General features: G+C 36.3%; 15 protein-coding genes and 1 pseudogene. 6 read left to right on the forward strand and 10 right to left on the reverse strand.

Translation table 11 applies throughout. The features are described from left to right. Positions 1 to 495: 495 nt before the first annotated feature. A pseudogene (locus tag SPD45_RS05030) lies at positions 496 to 612 on the reverse strand (flagellin); the annotation flags it as partial. Between the two features lie 341 nt (positions 613 to 953). Next, on the reverse strand, positions 954 to 1,955 hold the full coding sequence (locus tag SPD45_RS05035) for a flagellin N-terminal helical domain-containing protein (RefSeq protein ID WP_336266625.1): 1,002 nt from the start codon (positions 1,953 to 1,955) through the stop codon (positions 954 to 956). A gap of 227 nt (positions 1,956 to 2,182) precedes the next feature. Between SPD45_RS05035 and SPD45_RS05040 the strand changes: the two genes are divergently transcribed. Next, a complete protein-coding gene (locus SPD45_RS05040) occupies positions 2,183 to 4,540 on the forward strand; it encodes a YheC/YheD family protein (RefSeq protein WP_336266626.1) in 2,358 nt (785 codons plus the stop codon). A gap of 218 nt (positions 4,541 to 4,758) precedes the next feature. Here SPD45_RS05040 and SPD45_RS05045 read toward each other — a convergent pair whose 3' ends face one another. From SPD45_RS05045 to SPD45_RS05065, 5 genes are all read right to left on the reverse strand, one after another. Further along, entirely contained in the window at positions 4,759 to 5,073 is a 315-nt protein-coding gene (locus tag SPD45_RS05045) for a hypothetical protein (RefSeq protein ID WP_336266628.1), read from the reverse strand. 176 nt (positions 5,074 to 5,249) lie between these two features. Then, the gene (locus tag SPD45_RS05050; protein WP_336266629.1) at positions 5,250 to 6,524 is read right to left on the reverse strand and encodes a TIGR02679 family protein; all 1,275 of its coding nucleotides are present in this window, start codon (positions 6,522 to 6,524) and stop codon (positions 5,250 to 5,252) included. A 9-nt stretch (positions 6,525 to 6,533) separates the two neighbouring features. Further along, complete coding sequence (locus SPD45_RS05055; protein WP_336266630.1) at positions 6,534 to 10,643, reverse strand: TIGR02680 family protein; 4,110 nt, start codon at positions 10,641 to 10,643, stop codon at positions 6,534 to 6,536. After that, complete coding sequence (locus SPD45_RS05060) at positions 10,636 to 11,799, reverse strand: TIGR02678 family protein (protein ID WP_336266632.1); 1,164 nt, start codon at positions 11,797 to 11,799, stop codon at positions 10,636 to 10,638. Before SPD45_RS05060 ends, SPD45_RS05055 begins: the two co-directional genes overlap by 8 nt. An 18-nt stretch (positions 11,800 to 11,817) precedes the next feature. After that, complete coding sequence (locus SPD45_RS05065) at positions 11,818 to 13,296, reverse strand: TIGR02677 family protein (RefSeq protein WP_336266633.1); 1,479 nt, start codon at positions 13,294 to 13,296, stop codon at positions 11,818 to 11,820. Between the two features lie 238 nt (positions 13,297 to 13,534). Between SPD45_RS05065 and SPD45_RS05070 the strand changes: the two genes are divergently transcribed. Beyond that, positions 13,535 to 14,506, forward strand: a complete 972-nt coding sequence (locus SPD45_RS05070) for a nuclease-related domain-containing protein (RefSeq protein WP_336266634.1) — start codon at positions 13,535 to 13,537, stop codon at positions 14,504 to 14,506. A gap of 572 nt (positions 14,507 to 15,078) precedes the next feature. Here SPD45_RS05070 and SPD45_RS05075 read toward each other — a convergent pair. Further along, positions 15,079 to 15,861 (reverse strand): ABC transporter ATP-binding protein, encoded by a 783-nt coding sequence (locus SPD45_RS05075; protein WP_336266635.1) that lies wholly within the window; start codon positions 15,859 to 15,861, stop codon positions 15,079 to 15,081. A gap of 115 nt (positions 15,862 to 15,976) precedes the next feature. Between SPD45_RS05075 and SPD45_RS05080 the strand changes: the two genes are divergently transcribed. Further along, the gene (locus SPD45_RS05080) at positions 15,977 to 16,336 is read left to right on the forward strand and encodes a Lin0512 family protein (protein ID WP_336266637.1); all 360 of its coding nucleotides are present in this window, start codon (positions 15,977 to 15,979) and stop codon (positions 16,334 to 16,336) included. 45 nt (positions 16,337 to 16,381) lie between these two features. Here the strand turns inward: SPD45_RS05080 and SPD45_RS05085 are convergent, their stop codons facing one another. Next, complete coding sequence (locus SPD45_RS05085) at positions 16,382 to 18,529, reverse strand: DNA topoisomerase III (protein ID WP_336266638.1); 2,148 nt, start codon at positions 18,527 to 18,529, stop codon at positions 16,382 to 16,384. A 271-nt stretch (positions 18,530 to 18,800) separates the two neighbouring features. Beyond that, positions 18,801 to 18,986: a hypothetical protein gene (locus SPD45_RS05090; RefSeq protein WP_336266639.1), complete on the reverse strand. Its 186-nt coding sequence runs from the start codon at positions 18,984 to 18,986 to the stop codon at positions 18,801 to 18,803. 433 nt (positions 18,987 to 19,419) lie between these two features. Between SPD45_RS05090 and SPD45_RS05095 the strand changes: the two genes are divergently transcribed. From SPD45_RS05095 to SPD45_RS05105, 3 genes are all read left to right on the forward strand, one after another. Beyond that, positions 19,420 to 20,904, forward strand: coding sequence for an MDR family MFS transporter (locus SPD45_RS05095; protein WP_336266641.1), 1,485 nt, complete (start codon positions 19,420 to 19,422; stop codon positions 20,902 to 20,904). Positions 20,905 to 21,035: 131 nt separating this feature from the next. Further along, the gene (locus SPD45_RS05100) at positions 21,036 to 21,848 is read left to right on the forward strand and encodes a gluconate 2-dehydrogenase subunit 3 family protein (protein WP_336266643.1); all 813 of its coding nucleotides are present in this window, start codon (positions 21,036 to 21,038) and stop codon (positions 21,846 to 21,848) included. A 17-nt stretch (positions 21,849 to 21,865) separates the two neighbouring features. Continuing rightward, on the forward strand, positions 21,866 to 23,587 hold the full coding sequence (locus SPD45_RS05105; protein WP_336266644.1) for a GMC family oxidoreductase: 1,722 nt from the start codon (positions 21,866 to 21,868) through the stop codon (positions 23,585 to 23,587). Positions 23,588 to 23,596: the final 9 nt, after the last annotated feature.

The raw sequence follows: 23,596 nt of genomic DNA on the forward strand, positions 1-23,596 counted from the left end.
GTGTCTGGACACCCTGATGGACACAGAAGTTTATTAAAATTGAATAAGGTATCTGAAGCGACACACTTACTTAATTTAATTAAACCACATGTTAGAATGTCAACACTAAACTATGGTAGATGTTTTTATAATAGTTGCATATGCATAATATTCACCTCAGAAATATTATGCAATACCAATCATATCTTGTACATTCTTATCCAATCGTTTTGGGCATGCGGACAAAATCTTAGAGTATCATTTATAATTATCTCTACTTCTTCTATACATTTATGAGGAAGTAGCCACTGTTAAAAGAATAATTCAAAAGTTTTCTAATATAATCTGGATTAAGTATTTTTTATTCTTCTCTATTTTTCGTCAGTGATTCTATCGCATGATTCCAAATTTGCTCTCTAGCTACATTCTTAACTTCTTTTTTATAGCCATCGGAATTCCTCCATATAGGTTAAATAAAAAATCCCCTAGCATAAAGCCAGAGGATTTTAAAATCAATTAACGTAATAACTGTAGTACACCTTGTGGTACTTGATTTGCTTGAGCTAACATTGCTTGTGCTGCTTGAGTTAAGATGTTGTTCTTAGTGAACTCCATCATTTCTTTCGCCATCGTGCGAACATGTACTCTCATACATGACTAGACTATATCTTCACCCTCTAATGTTAGTAGGGGCTGGGCACTTCGGATTCACAAGGTACTCATGCTTGCGTTTCCTATGGATTTCATCATCATTGCGTTAAGCTTTAGATGGTCTATCCTAGTCGTTGAACCTTCGCCAGACTTTCGTCACAGGCGCTTGGCTGCTGATTGCCCAATCTCATCTTTTTTCAAACATTCACGCTGATCGTTTCCGATTACGTTGTAGTAAGATAAGCTCTCAGGGTTTTCCAGCAATTCACCCAGTCGTACTCACTAACCGTTACCAGTTAGGACGACTATACTCTTTTTTCGCATTAAGCTACTTGAGCATGATCAGTGTCACGGATACGTGATTCTGCTGCTGTTAAGTTCTCAGCTGAAGCACCTAAGTTGTTAATAGTGTGCTCTAAGCGGTTTTGGATTGCTCCAAGGTCTGCACGTTGAGTTGATACAACATTGATTGCATCATTAATGATAGTAATTGATGCATCTGCAGCTTCTCGACTACTAATGTCTACACCATTAAAAGTATTCGATTCAGTATTAGTTGCTTCAAGAGCTTCAGCATCTGCCACAAGCCTAGGTGTTGCCCCATCTTCAAGTTGATTTAGTGCATAATAATCATTTCCAACTTGGTAACCTACAATATTATCAGTTGCTTCACCATCAACATCTAATTCATAAGCTACATTTATAACAGCATCCTCTGCAAAACCCTTAGCTATAAGATCTATGTCTTCATTAGTTACAGTATGTGTCCCAGTAGCATATGCCGGAGATTCAACGTCTACTGTAATTGAATCATCTAATCCAATACCTGCTGCATTCATTGCAGAAATTGATACTGTGATGTTTTGCCCTTGGTTTGCTCCAATGTGGAATACTTTATTTTTGAAGTCTCCATCTAGTAAGTTTTGCGTGTTAAACTCAGTTCTTGACGCTGTTTGGTTAATTTCTTCTACTAACTGCTCAAGTTCAGCTTGCATTGCTTTACGGTCAACAGTACTTTCGTTTGTGTCACTCGCTGACTGTGTTGCTAATTCACGCATTCTTTGTAAGATTGCATGTGTTTCTGTTAAAGCGCCTTCTGCTGTTTGGATTAAGCTAATTCCGTCTTGTGCGTTTTTCGTAGCCATGTCTAATCCACGTATTTGTGCACGCATTTTTTCTGAAATTGCTAATCCTGCTGCATCGTCTCCAGCTCGGTTAATTTTTAATCCAGAAGATAATTTTTCTAATGAACCTTGTACTGCATTGTTGTTTGCACCTAATTGACGATGTGTGTTAAGTGCTGAAATATTGTGATTGATAATCATAACCAATCTACCTCCATGTAATATATTTTAGGTCACATCCTTGTGACCTACTACATATATCGACATGTTTTGAAAATGTTTAATATTTCACCGAAAATAATTTGTGAATAATTTGTGAACTTCGCATTTTTATATTCCATTTAATACATCCTACTTTACTTTTATAATTCATTCTTTGAAAATTAACCCGATATATAAATAAATGAATATTATATTGAGGTGAAAGTATGACAGAGGTAAAACAACTACAACAAGTAAACCATATTTTAAATACATTACTAGAAGCAACAGATCATTTAGTGCTTTTAATAAAAGAAGGTAACTCGACACATAGTTTTTATATGTTCTCTTCTATAGTGGAAGGAACACAGGCTGTTTTTAATACTTTAGAACAAAATGATTCTATTTTTTCGGATCAATCAGATAAGGTTGTACAATATTTAACGATGATTGCCGAACAACTAGAAAAGAATAACTATACAAAGGTATTTGAAATAATCCAATTTTCATTACGGCCTTTATACGTTCAAATGCAAGAGCAATTAAACGAAGTATTACCGAAACATAAAGAAAATATTTCCATTGGTATTTATCATCGTACACATCAACCACAAGAAATTATTCCTGAAGAAAGGTTGAAGGTAACACTTAATGAAGCAGCAAAACAAGAGGTTAACGTATATTTTTTCACATTAGAAAATGTAGACTTTTCTAAACAAACGATTGATGCAGTTGTATATGAAAACGAAACATGGGTGCCTATTACGATTCCTTACCCTGATGTCATAAGTAATATGGGGGTTGGACAATTTAATAAGGAAGAACGTCAATTACAAAGAATCATTCCTTTTACAAATACGTCTTATGTTGGGAATAAATTTACCTTACCGAGAAAAATGTTACATAACAGAAAATATGCAGAACTTCTTGTTCCATTTATCATTTGCATTTCAATAGATAAAATCACCTCCTTTATGCACCAAAATGAACATGTCGTTTTTAAAGCATTAGGTAGTAATCGTGGCGAAAATATATATTTCGTTCGTAAAAAAGGGGCTCGATACATTATTTTAGATCAAATTAAAGAACGTATTTTATCCGAAGAAGAATTTCAGTCGTTCCTAAACAACGTTATTTTAGCTGAAAAAGGAAGTTACATTATACAACGATATGTCCATACAAGAACGAAGGACGATGAACCATATCATTTTCGTTCTCATGTTCAGAAAAACCGTGGAGGTAAATGGCAAATTACACACATATATCCACGTATCGGAAATAAACGCAGCAATTTAAGTAATATTAGCACAGAAGGTCGTGTCGAAAATTTTCCAACCTTTTTACGTGAGCAATTTGGTGAAAAGGAAGGCAGTAGATATGAGGAAGAAATTTTACGTTTAAGTTTGGATGTCACGCAACATTTAGATAAGTTATATGGTTTATCATTAAATGAGCTCGGTTTAGATTTCGCTATCGATGATACAGGTAGAATTTGGATGCATGAGGCGAATAACGGACCACAAACTGCTTATCATGAAGAGAAACGGGCCATTGAATATATTGGCTATGCAACATACATTGCAAAAAATGGTATTATGCATCAAACGAGTTATGATAAAAAGCGTATCGCAAAAGGAGCATTTGTCGCTAAACAAAGCGACTTACCAATTGTAGAAATTAATAAAAACGAACAATGGATTGGGATTTTAATTACGAAGCAAACGAAACTTTCTCTTTTAGAGGCTTTTGCCCGAACTGCAATAGAGAAAAATGTAAATATATTTACTTTTAAACCATTAGATGTAGATGGAGACTTTGAACTTATTCGTGGTTCGTTCTATATAAATGGGGCATGGGTGCAAAAAATCACCCCATATCCTGCAGTTGTTATTGATTTAATAAAAGGAAGAAATAAGAAAGAACAACCAATTGTATATGAAGAATTGAGTGAACTAGTCTTTACGAATGAATGGGATAAACATGCTACAATTCGTTCGCAAATATTAATGCAACTTAATGAACAATTCAGCACAAATATTTCACCATTTCATTTAGTCAAAAAACCTTTACACGTGTTTAAATGTTTTGAACAGACGGATAGTGTCTTACTGAAGCCGAATAAACTAAACTCGAACTATGAACATTTTGATATTACTTATGAGCAAGCAAGTCGTCGTTACATGATTAAAAATAAAAAAGGAACTGTAAAAACCTATACGGAAAATGCATTACGTCATTATTTAAATTATTTAATTGAAAAAGAAAGTTATATAGTTTTAGAAAATGCTAACAGTAAGGATATCTTACATTCTAGTTCTGTTGCGGCAGTAAGAATTGATGAAAATAATTGGGAGTTATTATCAAATGACGATGCATTACAAGATTGCAAGTTGAAAATTTCTTCCATTGCTTCCGCTATAGAAAAGGCATTTCAAACAAACCTTTCTGAATTAAAGATTGAATATACTATCTTAAAAAATGGTGAAGTCATCATTCATGAGGTTAACCCTTTTGGGCCTGCAAAAATCGATGATGAGATGAAGTATGCGAAACATATGTTAACATATGCAAATAAAATGTTATAAAAGAAACATCCAGTCCTACTGTGGATTGGATGTTTTCTCATTTTAGTTAAAATAATGGTCATATTTGTACATACCCAATTTTTCTTTGATTTCTTCCGTTTCTCCGTCATGCACGACATCTTTGAATGTTAATCTTTGTAGCACATATTCCTGTGTATCCGCTCTTTTTCTACACGTTTAAAATACCTTCGCATTTCTATCGTCACATTATCTAATTTTTACTCAAGAGTATCAAAACGACTATCTGGCTTGTCAAAACGTTCATCCATAGATTTTAATTGATGCTCTATAGATTCAAAGCGACTATCCATATGCTCTAAATGAACATCGACTGTTTCAAAGTGGTTATCTATTTCATTGAAACGAACGTCGACTGATTCAAAGCGCTTGTCTACTTCATCCAAACGAGCGTCGACCGATTTAAAACGTTTGTTTACGTCTAATTTAAACTCCACTATGTCTGCTTGTACACCGTCAATTTTTTCTGTTAAAGTGCCGACATCTTGCTTCATTTCTTTGAGCATTTCAAACATTTAATCAAGCTTTTCTTCCATCGCTGAACTCCTTTCATTCTTTTACAAATTATACGATAAAAACGACAACACAAGATCGTATATTCCGTCCATTTATATTAAAATCACCCAGATAATATGTCTTCAAATTTCCATATTTCCCGCGTGGCTTTTTTCTAAAACTATATTAATTTCGATTATTTTTTGGACAAATCTTGAATCATTTTATCAATCAACGCTTCTTGATATCCTGCAGTTTTCTTCTCTGCCATTTGTATCCCGACCTCTACTAGCATTGGAGTTTCTAATCTTTTTAGTTTTTCTAATCTTTCTGCTGTCAAAACTTTTTGTGGGTTCGCATGGACATATGCATCTATATCCATTTGCCATAAATGTACATGTTCTGAATAACGCAACTTATATCTGTCTGCCATACGTAGTCCCTCAGGATCAAAATCACCTGCATAGTAGATATCATAGCCACCTGCAACAATAAGATCGAATAATAGCAATGTAGCAAGGGTTGCTTGTCCGTTCGTTGCAATTATAGGAATCGAAGGATCATAATCGAGTAACGCTGCACAAACACCGGAGTTTTCAACTGCCCAAACCTTTTTTCCTTCCCTTGGTTGCACATATGTTAACTTCGTCATTTCTCGTAATGGGACAAGTTGGACGGTGTGCCTTTTGGCTGCTGCTTCCCAGACTGGGTGTGGATTTTCTCCTTCAAAACCTATAAGATTTGCACAAGTTACAAAGTTTAACAAATCATCTCGATAAATATAAAACGATGCGAGTAATTCATTAATTTCCTCTGTATCGGCTGGCATTGTTTCCTCTCTGTTACGTGTAACATTTAATAAATGTAAAAACATTCTTCCTAAATCTGTTTGAATGTCAAAAGCATGTGGATCCCCTGTAATCCTTTGGCTAAATAATGGGATTCGTTCGGGTGCTTTAGGTAATGCTACATACGCTTTCGCTAGCACTGCAACATATCGTTCAAATTGTTCGCTATATTGTTTAGCAAATCGCACCATCCATCTTGCATCTATCGCTTTTTCAGCAATTACTTCTAACCAAAATGCTATATGCGAATATTGTTCAATCAGTTGATGAATCAATTGCTGAAAAGCCTGTTCTTCTTGTAGAGCGAATTCTTTTTTTGATATGATTTCTTCTCCAAAATAGGCATCGAGCAATGATTTTAGGTCGATTCCTTCAAATCTTGTTTGCTGGATTTGTGCTTCGAAGTTTTGCAATGAAATGTTTCCTTTTTGTTTTAACTGTTCAATTGTTACTCCAAAAAACTCAGCTACATATAATAATGTTTTTTCATGTAAATCAGTCGTAGCAATATTGCCTCCGATTCTTCCTAATGATTCATATTTTTTTCGGAACAATTCGAATAACCGATCATACGCTTTTTCGCCTTTAAAATATTGTATAGCGTACTGTATTTTTTCTTCCAAAAAATTCACCTACACTTCTACTTGTTGCCTTACTTTTCCATCCCAATGATAAGGAATTAATGATACGAAATTTGCATTTTTCGGCCGAATTAATTCATATATAGATAAATTGGAAACTGTTGGATAATCCCCCCATAAAATTTGGGAGTTCATAATATAATCAAAATCTAGTTGTTCCACAATATTAAACATCGTACTAATATTTTCGTCATCAACCCCTGCGAATGCTTCATCAAGGGAAATAATATATGGTGCGGATGGGTCCGCTTCCTTATAACGAGAATAACATGCTGTAAAAAGTGGGATATACATAGCCATCGCTTTTTCTCCACCGCTAAATTGATAAAAACGATTATTCGTTAGCTCTCGTTTTGGTTCCCCTAATCGCTCAAATGAAAGGACGAATGAGAACCAGTAACGATAGTCGAGTACCTCTTTTAACACTTGGAGTAATGTATTCCCTTCGCCTTCATACTGTGACAGTTCTTTTGCTCGATCAATTTTTGAACGGAAGTGGTTTGATACTGCATGTAAATCATCTTCTTTCAATAAACGTGGATCTCTCCGTAGTAATTGGACTAAATCTTTCGTATCTAATTGCTCCTCCGATTCAGCTGTACGTGGTTTCCACTGAATTGAAAATGTAATGCCAGATCCTGAATCACTTTCTTTCATTAATGCATTCATCTGTTTCGTCCAATTTTCGGCACGTTGAATGCGACTACGTAATTTTTTCCCAACCGATTCAAATAAAATTTCCTCATACAATTGTTCATCTTTTTCATTCAGATATGTTTGCTGACGCGTGTAATCTTCTGTTAATTTCTTGTGAACAGCATATGGACTTAATCGTTTCCCTTCAAAGTCTAATTGAATGATTCTTCTCTTCGCTCGCTCTAACCAATGATGGTAGACGATAGTTTGATCATTCGTCCAAAATTCTGAAGGCTCAAACATATGTTGTATTGTTGTGATCTGTTCTGTCATACGGTATTCTAGTAAATTACTTCGTTCTTCATAAAATACTTTTGCTAATTGACTTTCAATTTTGCTTCCATCATTTTGTGCATCTCGCCAAGTCGATATAATCCATTTTGCAAGTTTTTCTTCATTGTCTTCTTCCGGAAGTTTAATAAATTGATTCGTTTTTTCCTCTTCAAATGTACTTTTCCACGCTTCTAACATCTTCTGTTCGAAATGTAGCTTTTTTATCATTTCTTGAATCGCAGTTTCGATTTGCGCATACGCTGCTTCTTTATGTGGCAAAATTTGGTTGTTATCTGTGATTTCTGTTTTAATCGATGTTAATTTGCTCATCACTTGTTGAATTTCTTCACGAATATTTTCCGCTTCTTCACTTTGTAATTGTTCCTCTATCATTGCAATGTTTTTATTCATCGTTGAAACACGGCCTTGTAGCATGTTTATTTCGCCTTTTATGTCATCAATTTCATCTGATATATCTTCCAAATAGGCTCTCGTTTGCCGCTCATTTTGCGATTCATTTTGAATATTCATATGTGTATTTGCTAATGTATGCAATGTACGCTCATATATTAGCTGATTATTTTTCGCTTCATAATACGCTTCTCGATTTTCATCGATAGGCATGTTTCTCGTTTTCGAATGGATTTCTCGTTTTAATGTATGAAAATCTGTTAACTTATTTGATAGTTTCGTGTTTTCTTGTTGCATTTGATTATCGTAAGAACGAATTTCCGTGTCATATTGCTGAATATATTGAAACGCTGTTTGTAGATCGGTATCATCTGGAAATTGCTCCATCATTTTACGCGCCCCTGCAATATCTGATTCTAAAGTTTGTCGCGTATGATAGATTGAATTTATTTCTTCATTTATTTTTGATATTTCTTCTGTTAATAAAGCAATTTGTTCTAATCGGTATCGTTTTCTAGCATTTTCCCCAATAAAACGCACCGCCTCTACTGGAACAGCATGTCCTTTCAGTAAACCAATTGTATATGTGCCGTCTGTTCGAATGACTGTCGATTCTCCCATTCCGATTTCATCAACAATAATACTTTGCAAAACTTCCTCAATATGTGCTTGTGAGACGCTTTGTGACTCATCCACATCTGGTTGTAAATAATCTGCTAATGTATGTGCCATTAGCTGTGGATTTGGCTGAATAACCTTATCATGTGTCACGTCAAGTGGAACATCTGTAACAAGTGCTTGAATCAATCCTGCATCAATTAAAGCTGCTTCGATATGCTTTTTTGTCGCTTCATCAACATGTGCTTGGAACTCGACTGCTTCATAAAAAGGCACAAATGCAATATTATTTTTCAATAAATGTGTTCGTGCTTCTATCGTTGCTTCTTGCATATAAGGGGGCTCCGGATCTTTTGCCTCTTTCCATTGCTCTAATAATAATTCTCGTTCTTTTTTCTCGGTATTTTTTATGTTTAAACTATGTGTTTGTTCTGCAATTACTTCATTTATTTTTCGTTCAAAATTATTCGTCGCACGATAATAAGGCGTTCGAATATCATCATACGTCCCTTTCTCATACAAGTTTTCCAGTTGTCTAGATGTTTCTTGTAGCAATGCTTCATCCATCGTCATATACGGATGTTCTTTTACCCAGTGATGGATTTCAGACATTTGCGTTTGCTTATCACGTTCAAATATTCGTTCCCAATCAGCCTTCTCGTTTTCCTTTTTGTCAATTGTTCGTTGTAGTGTAGCAATATGACCTTCTAAAACAGTAATCGCTTCTTTTTCTTGTTCGTATTGGCGAAAAATAGCCTCTATTTGTTCTAACAATGAATAATGTGTATTAGCTTCCTTATGCCATACCGAAAAATCAAATTTATTTGTTTTATTTCGCTTAAAATCATCTTCATTCAATCCGTGTTGCTCAAATGCTGTCATTTCTGCAATGTCAGCTAATTCCTCAAGTTGGTCTGCTAAAGTTCTTTCTAATGTATAAATATTTGTTTCAATTTGATCCAGTTGTTCTTTGTTACGTAATTCTTGCTTCACTTTTTGTGTTAAAGTGGTATCCTTACGCTGGATATCTGCTTGAACGAGTTGTAATGCGTTTTCCTCTTTTATTTTTTCTTCTTCTAAATTCCACACTTCATGCTTTTCTAATCGTTCTTTCTGTTTTTCTAACACTTCCTCCTCTTCCGAAAGCACCTTATTTCTTTGGTGCAAAATCGTAATTTCCTCCGTCAAACTTTGTGCGTGCTTCTTTTCATCTTTTAGTTTCGCATCCATTTCTGTCACTTGCTTTTGCGTTTTTATATAATGTTGTGCCGTTTCTATGAGACGATGTGTATTGTATAGATCATATTTTTCAATTATCCGTTGTAAAGATGTTTGTTCTCTTTCCAATTGTTCTATTTGTTGTTTCGTCTGGTCCATATGTTCAATTGTATCAGATAAATGACGTAAGTCTTCATCTGTTAATGGTGGCAATGCCGCTTCCAAAATTTCATAAATGACGGTTGGTCGAAAATCTTTTGATAATTTTGGACTCCTTAACTGAATGAGCAATTTAATTAAATCTTCATATGCCTCATTCGTTTCAAAACCAAAAATATATTTATTCACTAACGCACGATATTCACCGCGTGTTTTCACAACATGCCCACCATTACCAATTCTATTTTCTAGTTGTACACGGGATAAGGGAAGTTGTTGTTTTTCCCCCGCATTATACGCTTCTTCATATAAATAAAAGTCTTTATTAATACGACGGTTATCCGTAATAACAAATCCCCAGAAGTTTAAATTTTTATAACGACGGGCTTGTAAGCCAATACCGACTGTTATATATTGATCAAGATCTTTTTGTTTAAATTCCAAAAAAAGATACCCTGTTCGTTCTTCGCGATCGACGATTTCCTTTTCGCCTAATAAGTAGTCTTCGATTTTCCTTGCACGTGAGCCGAATGGATCTAGTCTATCTGATGAAGTTCGCCCATCTAATAAGACTGGTAAAATACTCTGCATTGTAACGGATTTACCTGAACCATTACTACCACGTAAAAGCAATTTACCATCTGCAAAATTAAAAATTTCATCTGAATAATACCAAAAGTTTAATAAACCAGCTCGATTCATTTGCCATTTATTTATTTTATCCATTATTATCGCCTCCATTTTCTAAAAAGTCTTTCGGATAATACGCCGCAACCCGCCCTAATAATGGACGGATAACATATGTACCTCCGTCAAGTTCCGTAATCATTTCCCAATCTTTTAACAGCTGGATAGCTTCTCTTGTTGTTCCTTGTATGGAACCTTCTCTATACTGTTTACTCCAGCCCTTCCCGTATTGTTCATGTACGATTTGCACCGTTTGTTCGAGATGTTGATATGTCATATAAATTTGATCAAATTCATCTTTAGGAAAAGTTTCCTCATTTTCACGGATATAGGTTGCTAAATGGAGGACGACATCCATGATCGCTTTTTGATCTGGAAACAATGTCAATGTTTGTTTTCTTTCTTCTGATACAAGTAACGCATTATTTTTAAATACTTCTAATCGTAATAAAGCATGTGCTTCAAAATCATCTCGCAATCGATTGCGATAATTTCGTATATAGGCAAAATCCAAATCTTCTTCATTTTTTCGGTAGATTGCTGGTGAAATCATCAATTGGCGATACACACGCTTTCTTCGTCCATCACTATCCTGGATTTCCCATTCACTTTGAAGAATATCTTCTTTCGTTTCGTATTCAAATAAATCTTTCGGATAAGATCGCATGAAATATTGTGCATATACAGTCGTTTCATACAACACTTCTTGCTCTTCATCCATTGTAAACTGTTCAATTTCACCTTCCACAATATGAAGTAGATGCATGTTTTCCATAAATTTAATGACGCGAACGAGAGAGCGCCGATGATTATAATTTGTCCAATCGAGTGAAATATCTCCCGGATAAAGTTCTTTTATTTCTTCACAAATATCTGATAATAAAAATTGCTCCTCTACTGTCCGACTATCTGTAAATGCAAGTGCACAACAAAAAATAGCGTAATCCCGTTGTTCTTGAAAATCGGTAATCCCCATCCAACTCATTGGTTCGACTGGAGTTTTCTCTAATTTAATAAAGTGTTGATGAAAAATAAGCGTATAACCAAATTTCTCATCTATATAATTTTTTAATATTTTTTCTCGTTCTCGAATTTGTTGGTATAATGCCGGTTCTTTACTACGCAATATCCAAAATTGATTAAATAAAATTCGTAATGCTTCTTGTGCTTGTTCATCGAAGGATGGATTTGCCAATCGTTATGAACCCCCTTTTTATTTCTGAAAATGAAATATAATACTTGGCATCGTCATATCGCCATCTTCTGCTCGTAAAATCATTTTTTTCGTATCGTCGAGAACCATTTTCACTTTATGCCCATGTTCTGTTTGAAAAGTGTGATCTTTATGGCTCATCGCTTTTCCTACCCAGTTAAGGAGCATCTTTCGTACAAATACAGGAACAGTCGGTAATGTCTGTATATCCAGCACATTGTTTTGCATATAAGTTGCTATCATTTCTTTTTCTAATGCAAGTTGCGCCAAATGAGCTTGCTTCGCTTCTTCCTGTTTTTCTTTTTGGATAATGATTGCACCTGGACGAGTTTTCTCTCGATATTGTCGAATTCTTGGAGTCGTTCTATGGAGAATTGGTTTTTCTTCCCATACCGACGTATAAATATTTTCCGTTGGCACATGATCACTAAATAATTTTTTCGTATGAAAAAGTCCAAAAACGACCGCTGATAATTCATGTGCTTCGTCAATGGAATCGCGACTTTCAAACCAACTTGCTAAATGAAGATAATCTTTTTTTCGGCTTTTTGTGAAATGATGTCTCTCTCCAAGTCGTTGCACGATTCTTGTAATTTTTCTAATTTGTTCATTTGTTCGAATTTCAAGCATTTCCAGTTCACTTTCCCCATATTCGTTACCGAGGAACCATACTTTTATACTTTGCCATTTATCTAATTCAGCTTGGATTACTTCTTTCTCACTTTTTTCTTTGAATTCAAAACGTGGTGTTTTCTTTTCATAATTAAGCACTCCTTGGATAAATGGTTGTAGTTTTTCTCGTGTAATTGTTTGTAATATGTGTTGAATTTTTAATGCTGTTTGTTGTAATTCAATAATGAAATCACGTAAATATGTCGTAAACTGATCTTTAAATACGAGAAATGCCTCTGTGTGCATCCTTTCTTCGGCTTCTTCACTATTAATATGTGCGATATAGTCAGACGTATTTTTTGTAATTGATTTAAAACTTTGAAATACATCTTTCCAAATATGTGCACAATTCTCATCTGATGGCATCATATTCTCTCGTAATATTCGCTCAAGTTTGTACAAATTTTCGTACAATCGTTCAAATTCCTTTTTCTCAAGTGACCCGCCAAATATCTCCCCATCTTGTTCCATTGCTGTTAACATTCGTTCGAATTCCACCGTATATGCTGTGCATTGATAGCGGAATCGTTTTTTCTTAAATTCCTCAATTGTTCGTGCTCGCCCAGTTTCTTGTCTCGCAATCAGATTATTCCAACGCACGAGTTGGTCTAAATCCTGGTTCAACTGTTCTTCCGTATAGTCTGTCCATTCTAATTCTGTCACCATATGTGCTAAAATTTCTTCTGGAAATAAAAACTCACGCATTTTTTCATGTTGAATATAAAAATATCTTAAAATCGCCCGATAACTCCATGACTTTTCTGCTGTTAAATAAGATGCTTCCATCACTTTTTTGTATGTTTGCATTGTATTAGTGTCACCGTCACTTTCTTATGTTCATTTTAAAGTCCGTTATCTGAATTGTCTAACATTGTTTAGAGATTTCTCTAAATTTATAAATTGGTGTTTATTTTTATGCAGTATTGCAAATTTGTGAGTTATTTTGTAGATGAAATACAAATTTAAGTTAATAACTAACATTAGCTTGATTTGACTACTTTCTTTTACTAGCATGATAGTAAAAACTGTAGAAAGGATGGATGTGATGAATCATACATTTATCGAACCTGTTGCTCCCTCCTCACTCTTGTTATATGAACTATTGCGGCACCGCATCGAATTGTCCCCTAAAGAGAAAAATCGTTATGAACGCTTGGTGAAAGGCTATATCGGTGAAAGAACTTTCGGAAGAATTTTACATGAAAAGCAACTAACAAATGTTCTCCCATTATTTGGACTTTTATTTGAAGTAGGCGACACAGAGTGCCAAATTGATTCAATCCTCTTAACAAATGATATGATTTTTTTAATAGAGATTAAAAACAATAGTGGGGATTTTTACGTCCAAAACGATAAAATTTACTCCTTACGAACAAAAAATGAAATTAGAGATCCTTTCGCACAACTCGAACGTGCCACTTTTTTATGTAAATCATTATTGAAAAGTATTGGAGTTGAAATGGAAGTCCGTAGTTATGTAGTTTTTCCAAATGATGAGTTCATGCTTTATGAGGCACCACTTCACTTGCCAATGATAATGCCAACACAAGTGAAGCGATTTTTGCGAAAAATTAATGCAAATGCTGGTAGGCTGGATGGCCGACATGAAAAGCTTGCGCAACAGTTAGTTTCTCTTCATAAAGAAAAGTCATTTTATGAACGAGTGCCTAGTTACGAGTTAGATGCACTGCGTCGTGGCATCTTTTGTTGGAAATGTGGCGGTGAATTTGTGCGTCCGAATCGATTTTCATTTTGTTGTGAGAATTGTCGAGCCCAATTCCATATGAACGATGTGCTCCTTCATGTTATCGCTGAATTTCATTTCCTTTTTCCAAAGGAGAAGATAACAGTGAAAAATATGCTTGATTGGTGCGGCGAAAGTTTTTCTAAAAACTTTATTAGAGGAATATTAAATGATCATTTAAGGACAAAGCCAAACGGACGGCACACCCACTATTCGTTTCAAGACCCAAAAGAGCATATTAAAATACTTTATCGTCATTGCTTTAATGAATAAGCGCTAGTCCACGGTTATTGGATATTTATTGGGGATGCTTGGGAGAAACTTGATCATTTGGTGTTTGAGTGTTTGAGTGTTGGGTGTTGGTGATTTTAAGGATAGTAGATAGGGAAGCCTTGCGTCCTTGAGATTTGAGTTTTCGTGATTTCGAGGACGATAGAATGACCCAGCGTCCTTGAGATTGGGATTTTCGTGATTTCGAGGACGATAGAATGACCCAGCGTCCTTGAGTTTTGAGTTTTCACGATTTCAAGGACGGTAGAGCGACCCAGCGTCCTTGAGATTGGGATTTTTGCGATTTCAAGGACGGTAGAGCGACCCAGCGTCCTTGAGATTCAGATTTTCGTGATTTCGAGGACGGTAGAGCGACCCAGCGTCCTTGAGATTCAGATTTTCGTGATTTCGAGGACGGTAAAGCAACCCAGCGTCCTTGAGATTCAGATTTTCGTGATTTCGAGGACGGTAGAGCGACCCAGCGTCCTTGAGATTTGAGTTTTCGTGATTTCGAGGACGGTAGAACAACCGAACCCAGCCCACTTAAAATTCAGATTTACAATATTTTAAAGACATTAAACCAACGTTAGCCAGGCGCGATCGGATTTCCAAGCGACATCAATATTTGCGCCATACATGGCGGACATGCGCTCGCTTGTGAGGACCTCTTTTCGAGTGCCATTCGCAAATACAGTACCATCTTTCAATAAGAGAACGTGTGAAAATATTGGGAGTACCTCCTCAATATGGTGCGAGACGAACACGATTGTTGGTGCGTTGTCGGCGACAGCAAGGCGTTCGATTGTTTGTAGTAGTTCTTCACGTGCAACGAAATCGAGGCCATTTGTTGGTTCATCTAGGATGAGCAATTGTGGTGAAGCCATTAATCCTCGGGCGATTAAGATTTTTTGCTTTTCACCTTGGGAACATTTTTCATAATGTTTGCCATATGTATGAGAGACACCAAGGTGTTCCATCCATTCCCGAGCAGTTTCAAAATCTGCAGGAGTAGGTTCTGCGAATACTAAGCCGACCGAAGCAAATTTTCCACTAACGACGATGTCTTCTGCCATATGTCTTCCATTGATACGTTCACCTAAGGAAGAACTGACCCATCCGATAGAGCGGCGAAGTTTATGTATATCAGTTTGTCCAAAAGTTTCGCCTAATACTGAAACCGTTCCTGTCGTTGGCCAAATATAACCATTAACCATATTGAGCAATGTCGTTTTACCAGCACCATTTAACCCTAATACAGCCCAGTGCTCTCCAGAGTTCACTTCCCAGTCAATATCTTGAATGATTGTTTTTCCTTCTCTTTTCCATGATACATTATTCATGTCGATTACATGTTTCATCTCTATCACCTCTTCTTTATAGTGTAATCGGATACAATTATTGTGTCTATTAAAAGACAAGCAAAAATAATTATGATAACTTTAAATTAAACGATCATGCGAAAGGAAGATTTTCTTGGAAAAAATAATGTTTATTGAAACAGGTTATGGGATTGATTTACACGGACAAGATATAAATGAAGCAGCTAGTCGGGCGGTGAAAAACGCTATTCATTATAATTCGATGCCTGGGATTCGAACGGTACTGCCAGGAAATGATTTGAAAAATATGCGGGTTAATATAAAACTAGCAGTTCCAATAGACAAGGAAAAATTAGATGAAGCATATATAAAAAGTCTTCTACCGTATGGTGAAGTTACTATTGAGGTAATGGATGGTGGTATGGCGACGACGAGTGGTATTTTCTTAGAAGATCAACAAGATAAAAATGACCTCATGTATATCGTCAATGCTGTTGTAGAAGTTGGTTATTAAAATAGTCGAGTGTGGAGCAATTTTAACTCCATACTCGACTTTCTTTTATTTTTTGAAATTTTTCAACGCATCTGCAAATGGATTATTCGTAAAATCATCCTGTTTTTTCATGTAGTTTTGTACATCTTTTTTGGAAACACGTTGATTTTTATTTTGCTTGCGACGTTTTTCAAATGTGTTCATTTTTTCACGATGTCCACAAACACATGTAAACATCTGTCCGTCGCCTTCCCCGTATAATTTCATTTTTTTCTTACATTCAGGACAGCGTGCATTTGTGTTTTTATACACATTCTTTTTGTAATTACAAGAACGGTCTTTACAACGAAGCATTTTTCCGTGACGATTTTCGATTTCTAGCATAAAACTGTCACATTGCGGACATTTTGTTCCCGTAATATTATCATGTTTAAAAGTTGCATCAGCTGTTTTAATTTCATGCACAATTTCTTTCGTATACGCCTTAATGTCTGTCATAAAGGCATCTTTTTTTAATGTTCCCCGTTCGATTGCCATCAATTTCTGTTCCCACTCCGCTGTCAATTTAGGAGAACGAAGTGCTTCTGGCGCAAGATCGAGTAATTGTTTTCCGGTCGGTGTGACATGTAAATATTTTCCTCGCAATTCCATATACTGTCCGTCGATCAGTTTTTCAATAATATCTGCGCGTGTTGCAACCGTTCCGATTCCACCGGCTTCATGCAATGTTTGGACGAGGTCTTTTTCACGAACATCCATAAATTTCACAGGGTTTTCCATCGCTTTTAAAAGCGCTCCCTCAGTTAGCCTTTCTGGTGGAGAAGTTTCCCCGGTTTTCACCGTAACAGTTACATGTGAAAAAGTTCGTCCTTTCGTAAAGATAGTTGCCTCTGCCTCCACTATTTTTTCTCCGTACACTGTTTTCCAACCTGGAGATAATACTTTCGTCTCTTTTCGAACAAAATTTTCGCCAAGCATACGAACTGCAATCATCGTTTCTTCATATACATAAGGGTCAGATAATACCGCTAAAAATCGTTTTACGACGAGGTCATAAATTTTACGTTCATTACTTCCTAGTGCGGTAAGATCTACAGGTTCCTCTGTCGGAATGATTGCATGGTGGTCTGACACTTGTGCATCATTTACGATTGATTTAGGGAAATTAAATTTTTTACGTTTCAATGTACTTGCAATATTCGCATATTCATCAACTCCACAAGCATCTAGACGATCTTTCAATGTCGGGACGATGTCCGTCGTAATCACACGGGAATCTGTGCGTGGATATGTTAATACTTTATGACGCTCATATAGGTTTTGCATCGCTTGTAATGTCTGTTTTCCTGATAAATGAAAAATTTTATTCGCATCACGTTGTAATTCTGTTAAATCATATAATTGTGGTGCAAATTGTTTTTTCTCTTTCCTTTCAACATGCTCAACAATCGCTTCTGCTCCGGTTAATTTCTCCTGTAGTTGTTTGGCATTAGCTTCATCGAATATACGACTATTGTTTTTCGCGTCACGCCATGTAAAATTCTTTCCACCTATATTTGCTTGCATTTCATAAAAAATCGCCGGTTTAAAATGACGAATTTCTTCTTCTCGCGCATGTACGATACCGAGTGTTGGTGTTTGTACACGGCCACTCGATAATTGTGCATCATATTTTGTCGTTAATGCTCTCGTTGCGTTCAAGCCGACATACCAGTCTGCCTCTGAACGTGCAACAGCCGCTTCATATAATGTTTCGTATTTCTTTCCTGGTTGTAATTTTTTGAAACCGTCTCGAATAGCTTTATCAGTAACAGAAGAAATCCAAAGACGGCTAACACGCTTTTTCACACGTGCTTGCTTTAAAATCCAGCGAGCAACGAGTTCTCCTTCTCTTCCTGCGTCTGTCGCAATAATAATTTCATCGACGTCATTTCTCGTTAACTGTCTTTTCACGGCGTTAAATTGTTTTCCAGTCTTTTTAATGACGACGGTCTTTAAGTCATTTGGTAACATCGGTAAATCTTCCATACGCCAAGTTTTATATTTTGCATCATATTGATCTGGCGTCGCCAATGTCACTAAATGACCGAGCGCCCATGTCACAATATAGTTATTTCCTTCTAAATATCCGTCCCCTTTTTTATTGCAACCTAACACTCGCGCAATATCACGGGCAACAGATGGTTTTTCTGCTAACACTACTTTTTTGCTCATTTCAGTATTCCTCTCATTCGTATTACATTTAGTTTAGCATACATTTATCATCATGTACGAAACAGAAATAGCGTTATAATATATTTACATCCATCTTGCATCATTTTCTATTACATCTTGTAAACGATATGTCGCTATTTGTTGAATTAATTGTAACGGTAAAGGTTCCTTATACGGTAACTGTCATGCACTTTTTGTTGTCGAGTACGATGTCAACTCTTCCTCGAACGTACGAAGCGCTGTAGGAGTAGGATAAAAATTAATAGGCTGTTCAAACGCAGCAATTGTAAACAATACTCTGCGATACGTAAATGCAGAGGTTGCCCCATTTTAAACTTATTTCCGCTTCTGGTACGACTTCTTTTAAACAAGCTAATACTTCTTGCAGTTTTTGTTGCATCTTATTCGGGAATTGTGCAATATATGCTTTCACATTTTCAGGCTTTTCTTTCGTCACATAAGTCCCTTCTACTCACTCTTATTTTATCAAACTTTTCTCTCATTCTCTTTTATTGTTCACTTCTTTTTACCTCAAACCTATTTTGTTATTGACATCCCTTCTTATGAAGTGTAAAATGACAATCATCATATAGTAGAAAGGTGAATGAATTTAGATGATTTTATAATCCTATTTTTTGAAAAACTTCCGTTATAAAGAGCTTTTAATAGAACAAACTACATGTATATTGTTGCTTTTGTATGCAATAATTTTGTTCATGCTTTTATAACGAGCCTTTTCTAAATAGGATTTGCATCTCATTTATTCCCGATAAGCGACCAGAGTATCTTTGTGTGCTTTTATCGATATGACTTGCCTCCTGTTCAGAATTGGATAGGAGTTTTTTTATGTGTAAAAACGATAATCATTATATATAGAAAGAGGTTTTTTTATGGATGAAACATCTACAAAAAAATATGAATATTTAGCAGAGGATCCTAATGTAAAGACATTGCCAATAATGCTTTCGCTCATTATTGGGGCATTTTTTGCTGTATTAAATGAAACATTATTAAATATTGCTTTAACGACATTGATGAAAGAATTTGACATTACATTGCCAACTGTTCAATGGATGGCGACTGGATTCATGCTAGTAATGGGAATTGTCATCCCGATTTCTGCTTTATTTGTACAATGGTTCACAACGAGACAATTATTTTTAAGTGTCATGGTTATTTTCACTATCGGTACGACGATAAGTGCGATGGCACCGAATTTCACCATTTTACTCGTTGGACGATTAATACAAGCAGTTGGAACAGGTCTTCTTATGCCGATTATTTTCAATGTATTTTTACTAATTTACCCTCCACATAAACGTGGAAAAATTATGGGGATCGTTGGATTAGTCATAATGTTTGCACCTGCAATTGGACCGTCTTTATCTGGTGTTATTGTGGAATATTTAGGATGGAGATATTTATTTATCACTGTCATCCCATTCGCATTATTCTCTATTGCTTTTGCCTATAAATATTTAATTAATGTTGGAGAAGTAACAAAACCAAAAATTGACTTTCCATCTGTCATCTTTTCTTCCATCGGATTTGGTGCTGTGATTTACGGGTTTAGTTCTGCCGGAGAAAGTAAAGATGGATTTTTAACGCCGATTGTTTTATTGATAATTTTAGTCGGAATTATAAGTCTCGTTCTATTCTCTTTAAGACAATTTAAATTGGATGCACCGATGATGGATTTACGTGTTTTTAAATATCCGATGTATACACATGGCGTACTAATGTTTTTAATTATCATTATGGCAATGTTTGCATCAGAGCTTATTTTACCTATTTTCATGCAAGGGCCTTTAGCATTATCGGCCGCAACTGCTGGGTTAGTTTTATTACCTGGAAGTATTTTAAACGGTGCAATGTCCCCTGTGATGGGACATATGTTTGATAAATTCGGACCACGCGTCCTCATGATCCCAGCAACAATCGTGCTAGCAACTACGATGTTTATGATGAGTCGCCTTACAGCAACGACTCCTGTTTGGTTCATCATCATCGGCTATATTTTACTTATGTTAAGTGTATCTGCGATTATGATGCCGGCAGAAACGAACGGTTTAAACCAATTACCGAAAAAATTGTATCCACACGGAACAGCAGTGATGACTACATTGCAACCTGTTGCTGGAGCAATCGGGGTATCTATTTTTATTAGTATTATGAACGCCAGACAATTACATTTTCTAAATAATGCTAGCGACCCAAATGACCCGATTACAATTAGTGATGCGATGGTTGCGGGTGTGGAACTCGTCTATTTTATTGCATTTATTATCGCTGTCATTGCAGTGATTTTGGCATTTAGAGTATATCGAGCAACACCAATGGAAGATGAAGATAGTCATGAAACTGAAACAGAATAAACGATGAGGGAAGACGAATTTTTCGTCCTTCCCTCTTTTTTATTGCGAATTTTTCCCAAATACACATAAAATCTACTTTATTTGGCAATAATGAAGTGTATCATAACACGTTTGATAGGAGTGGCTTCAATATGACCGAAGAAGATGGAAAAACAGTAAACAGACGGACGTTTATTAAAAATAGTAGTATGGTTGCTGGTGGAATTGTTGGTGGTACGGTGCTTGGTGGACTTTTAACGAATCAGTGGATAGACAAAAAAGAAACCCCAACAAAAGATGCAAAACTGCCAATCGATGAGGCACGGGTCTTTTTTAGCAGAAAAAAAGATTTTGATGTTTTATCTGCCGCTACAGAACGAATATTTCCGGAAGATGAATTAGGGCCTGGTGCTGTAGCCCTTGGTGTTCCCTACTTTATTGACCGCCAACTTGCTAGTGCCTGGGGAACGAATGCGAAAGAATATATGCGTGACCCATTTTGGCAAGATGATCGTGCAAGAGATTATGAGCATAAAGATACTCCACAAAATAAAAGTGGTCCGAATACATCGACGAAAGCACCGACGAGGACACCACGATATCAAACACGGATGAATCGTGGCGAGATGATGCTAGAAGGCGTGCGAACGATTGATAAAGTTAGTATGGAAAAACTTTCGGATTCTTTTACGAAATTAGAGGAAGAAGATCAAAATGCTGTCTTAACAATGTTTGAAAATGGTGAAATTGACATGGAAGGGGTGGCAGCTGTTACCTTTTTCAACTTACTCGTACAACTAACACTAGAAGGTGCTTATGCTGACCCCGCTTATGGTGGAAATAAAGATATGATGGGCTGGAAAATGAAAGAATATCCTGGCCCACGTATGGCGTATATTGACGATATTGAAGCAGAAGAGTTTATCGTCATGGAACAAAAAAGTTTACGTGATTATCAAGGATAAGGATTGGTGGAAATAATATGGTAATAAAACATGATAAAGTTGATGTCGTCATCATTGGAACTGGTTGGGCTGGTGGCGTGATGGCGGCAGAATTAGGAAAGGCTGGCAAAAAAGTCGTCATTATTGAGCGAGGAGAGTTTCGTGAAACACAAGATTATGTCGGTGTAAAAGATGAATTACGATTTACGAATCGATTTGATATGATGCAAAATTTATCTCACGAAACGATTACATCCCGTAATACTTTAGATGAAGATGCATTACCAGTCCGTACGCAAGATGAAATGATGGTCGGAACAGATGCTGGTGGTGGTAGTGTTCATTGGGCTGGTGCGACTTATCGCTGGCTTCCATACGATTTTGAAATTTACAGTCAAACAGTAGAACGATATGGTAAAAATAAAATACCGGATGGGATGACGATTCAAGATTGGGGCATTACGTATGATGAGATGGAACGGTATTATGATAAATGGGAAAAAACAGCTGGAACATCAGGAGAGGAAGATCCATTAGGTCCTCCTCGAACAAATGATTATCCGAACCCACCATTAAAAGCGTCCCCACCGATCAAACTTTTTAATAAAGCGACGAAGAAACTAGGGTATCATCCATATCAAGTTGCTTCATGTAATGTATCCCAAGTGTACGAAAACCCTGACGGTGAAACGTTGAACCAATGCCAATATTGTGCATTTTGTACACAATACGGTTGTGATTTCGGTGCAAAATCTGATCCGATTGTAACAGTACTTCCGACAGCGAGCAAAACTGGAAATGTCGATTTTCGTTATGACGCTTATGCGAGACGTATTTTACATAAAAACGGTAAAGCGACAGGCATTTTATATGTCGATACGAAAACTGGTGAAGAACATGAACAACCTGCTGATGTCGTAGCATTAGGAGCTTTCACATTTACCAATAATCGACTTCTTTTACTGTCTGAAATTGGAGAACCATACGACCCGAAAACGAGAAAAGGCGTTATTGGCCGCAATTTCAATGGTCAATTTAATATTACTTTTTTAGGTGCCCGTGGATTTTTCGAAAAGGAAAAGTTTAATTTGTATATGGGTGCAGGCGCACTCGGTGGTACAATGAGTGATTTTGCTGGAGATAATTTTGATCATAAAGATCTCCCGTTTCTCCATGGAGGTGCGATTGAACTGAGGCAATATGGTGATGGAGCAATCGCTAGTAACCATGTTCCAAAAGGCACGCCTCATTGGGGGAAAGAATTTAAGAAAAATTCGATCCATTATGCAAATCGAACATTACAAGTATGGTACACATCAGCGAATATGGCATGGTGGCATAATTATATGGATCTTGATCCGACATATAAGGATGATTTCGGTGACCCTTTACTACGTATTACAAATAAATATACGGACCAAGATAGAGAAATCGCGAAATTCGGTGTTGAAAAATGTACAGAAATTATGGAAGAGATGGGCGCGGATATCGTAGATCCTGATGATGTTCCAGAGGAATTCGACCATATTTATCAAGGTGGACACTATGCTGGTGGAGTTATTATGGGAAGTGATCCGACAACATCTGCGGTAAATAATTATTTACAATTATGGGATATGGAAAACGTGTTCGTCGTTGGGGCTTCTGCATTTCCACAATTCGGCGGTCATCACCCGACAGCGACAGTTGGGGCATTAGGCTATCGTGCAGCAGAGGGAATTGAAAAATATCTAAATGAAGGTGGCGGCATGCTTGCTTAATAGATGCTT

Source organism: Pseudogracilibacillus sp. SO10305, assembly GCF_037072005.1.
Taxonomy (GTDB): domain Bacteria; phylum Bacillota; class Bacilli; order Bacillales; family Amphibacillaceae; genus Pseudogracilibacillus; species Pseudogracilibacillus intestinigallinarum.

Bases quoted from the DNA above. Each gene is read 5' to 3' on its own strand.
- SPD45_RS05035 (WP_336266625.1), bottom strand. From the start codon at position 1,955: ATGATTATCAATCACAATATTTCAGCACTTAACACACATCGTCAATTA.
- SPD45_RS05040 (WP_336266626.1), top strand. From the start codon at position 2,183: ATGACAGAGGTAAAACAACTACAACAAGTAAACCATATTTTAAATACA.
- SPD45_RS05055 (WP_336266630.1), bottom strand. From the start codon at position 10,643: ATGGATAAAATAAATAAATGGCAAATGAATCGAGCTGGTTTATTAAAC.
- SPD45_RS05065 (WP_336266633.1), bottom strand. From the start codon at position 13,296: ATGCAAACATACAAAAAAGTGATGGAAGCATCTTATTTAACAGCAGAA.
- SPD45_RS05095 (WP_336266641.1), top strand. From the start codon at position 19,420: ATGGATGAAACATCTACAAAAAAATATGAATATTTAGCAGAGGATCCT.
- SPD45_RS05045 (WP_336266628.1), bottom strand. From the start codon at position 5,073: ATGTTTGAAATGCTCAAAGAAATGAAGCAAGATGTCGGCACTTTAACA.
- SPD45_RS05075 (WP_336266635.1), bottom strand. From the start codon at position 15,861: ATGAAACATGTAATCGACATGAATAATGTATCATGGAAAAGAGAAGGA.
- SPD45_RS05105 (WP_336266644.1), top strand. From the start codon at position 21,866: ATGGTAATAAAACATGATAAAGTTGATGTCGTCATCATTGGAACTGGT.
- SPD45_RS05085 (WP_336266638.1), bottom strand. From the start codon at position 18,529: ATGAGCAAAAAAGTAGTGTTAGCAGAAAAACCATCTGTTGCCCGTGAT.
- SPD45_RS05070 (WP_336266634.1), top strand. From the start codon at position 13,535: ATGAATCATACATTTATCGAACCTGTTGCTCCCTCCTCACTCTTGTTA.
- SPD45_RS05100 (WP_336266643.1), top strand. From the start codon at position 21,036: ATGACCGAAGAAGATGGAAAAACAGTAAACAGACGGACGTTTATTAAA.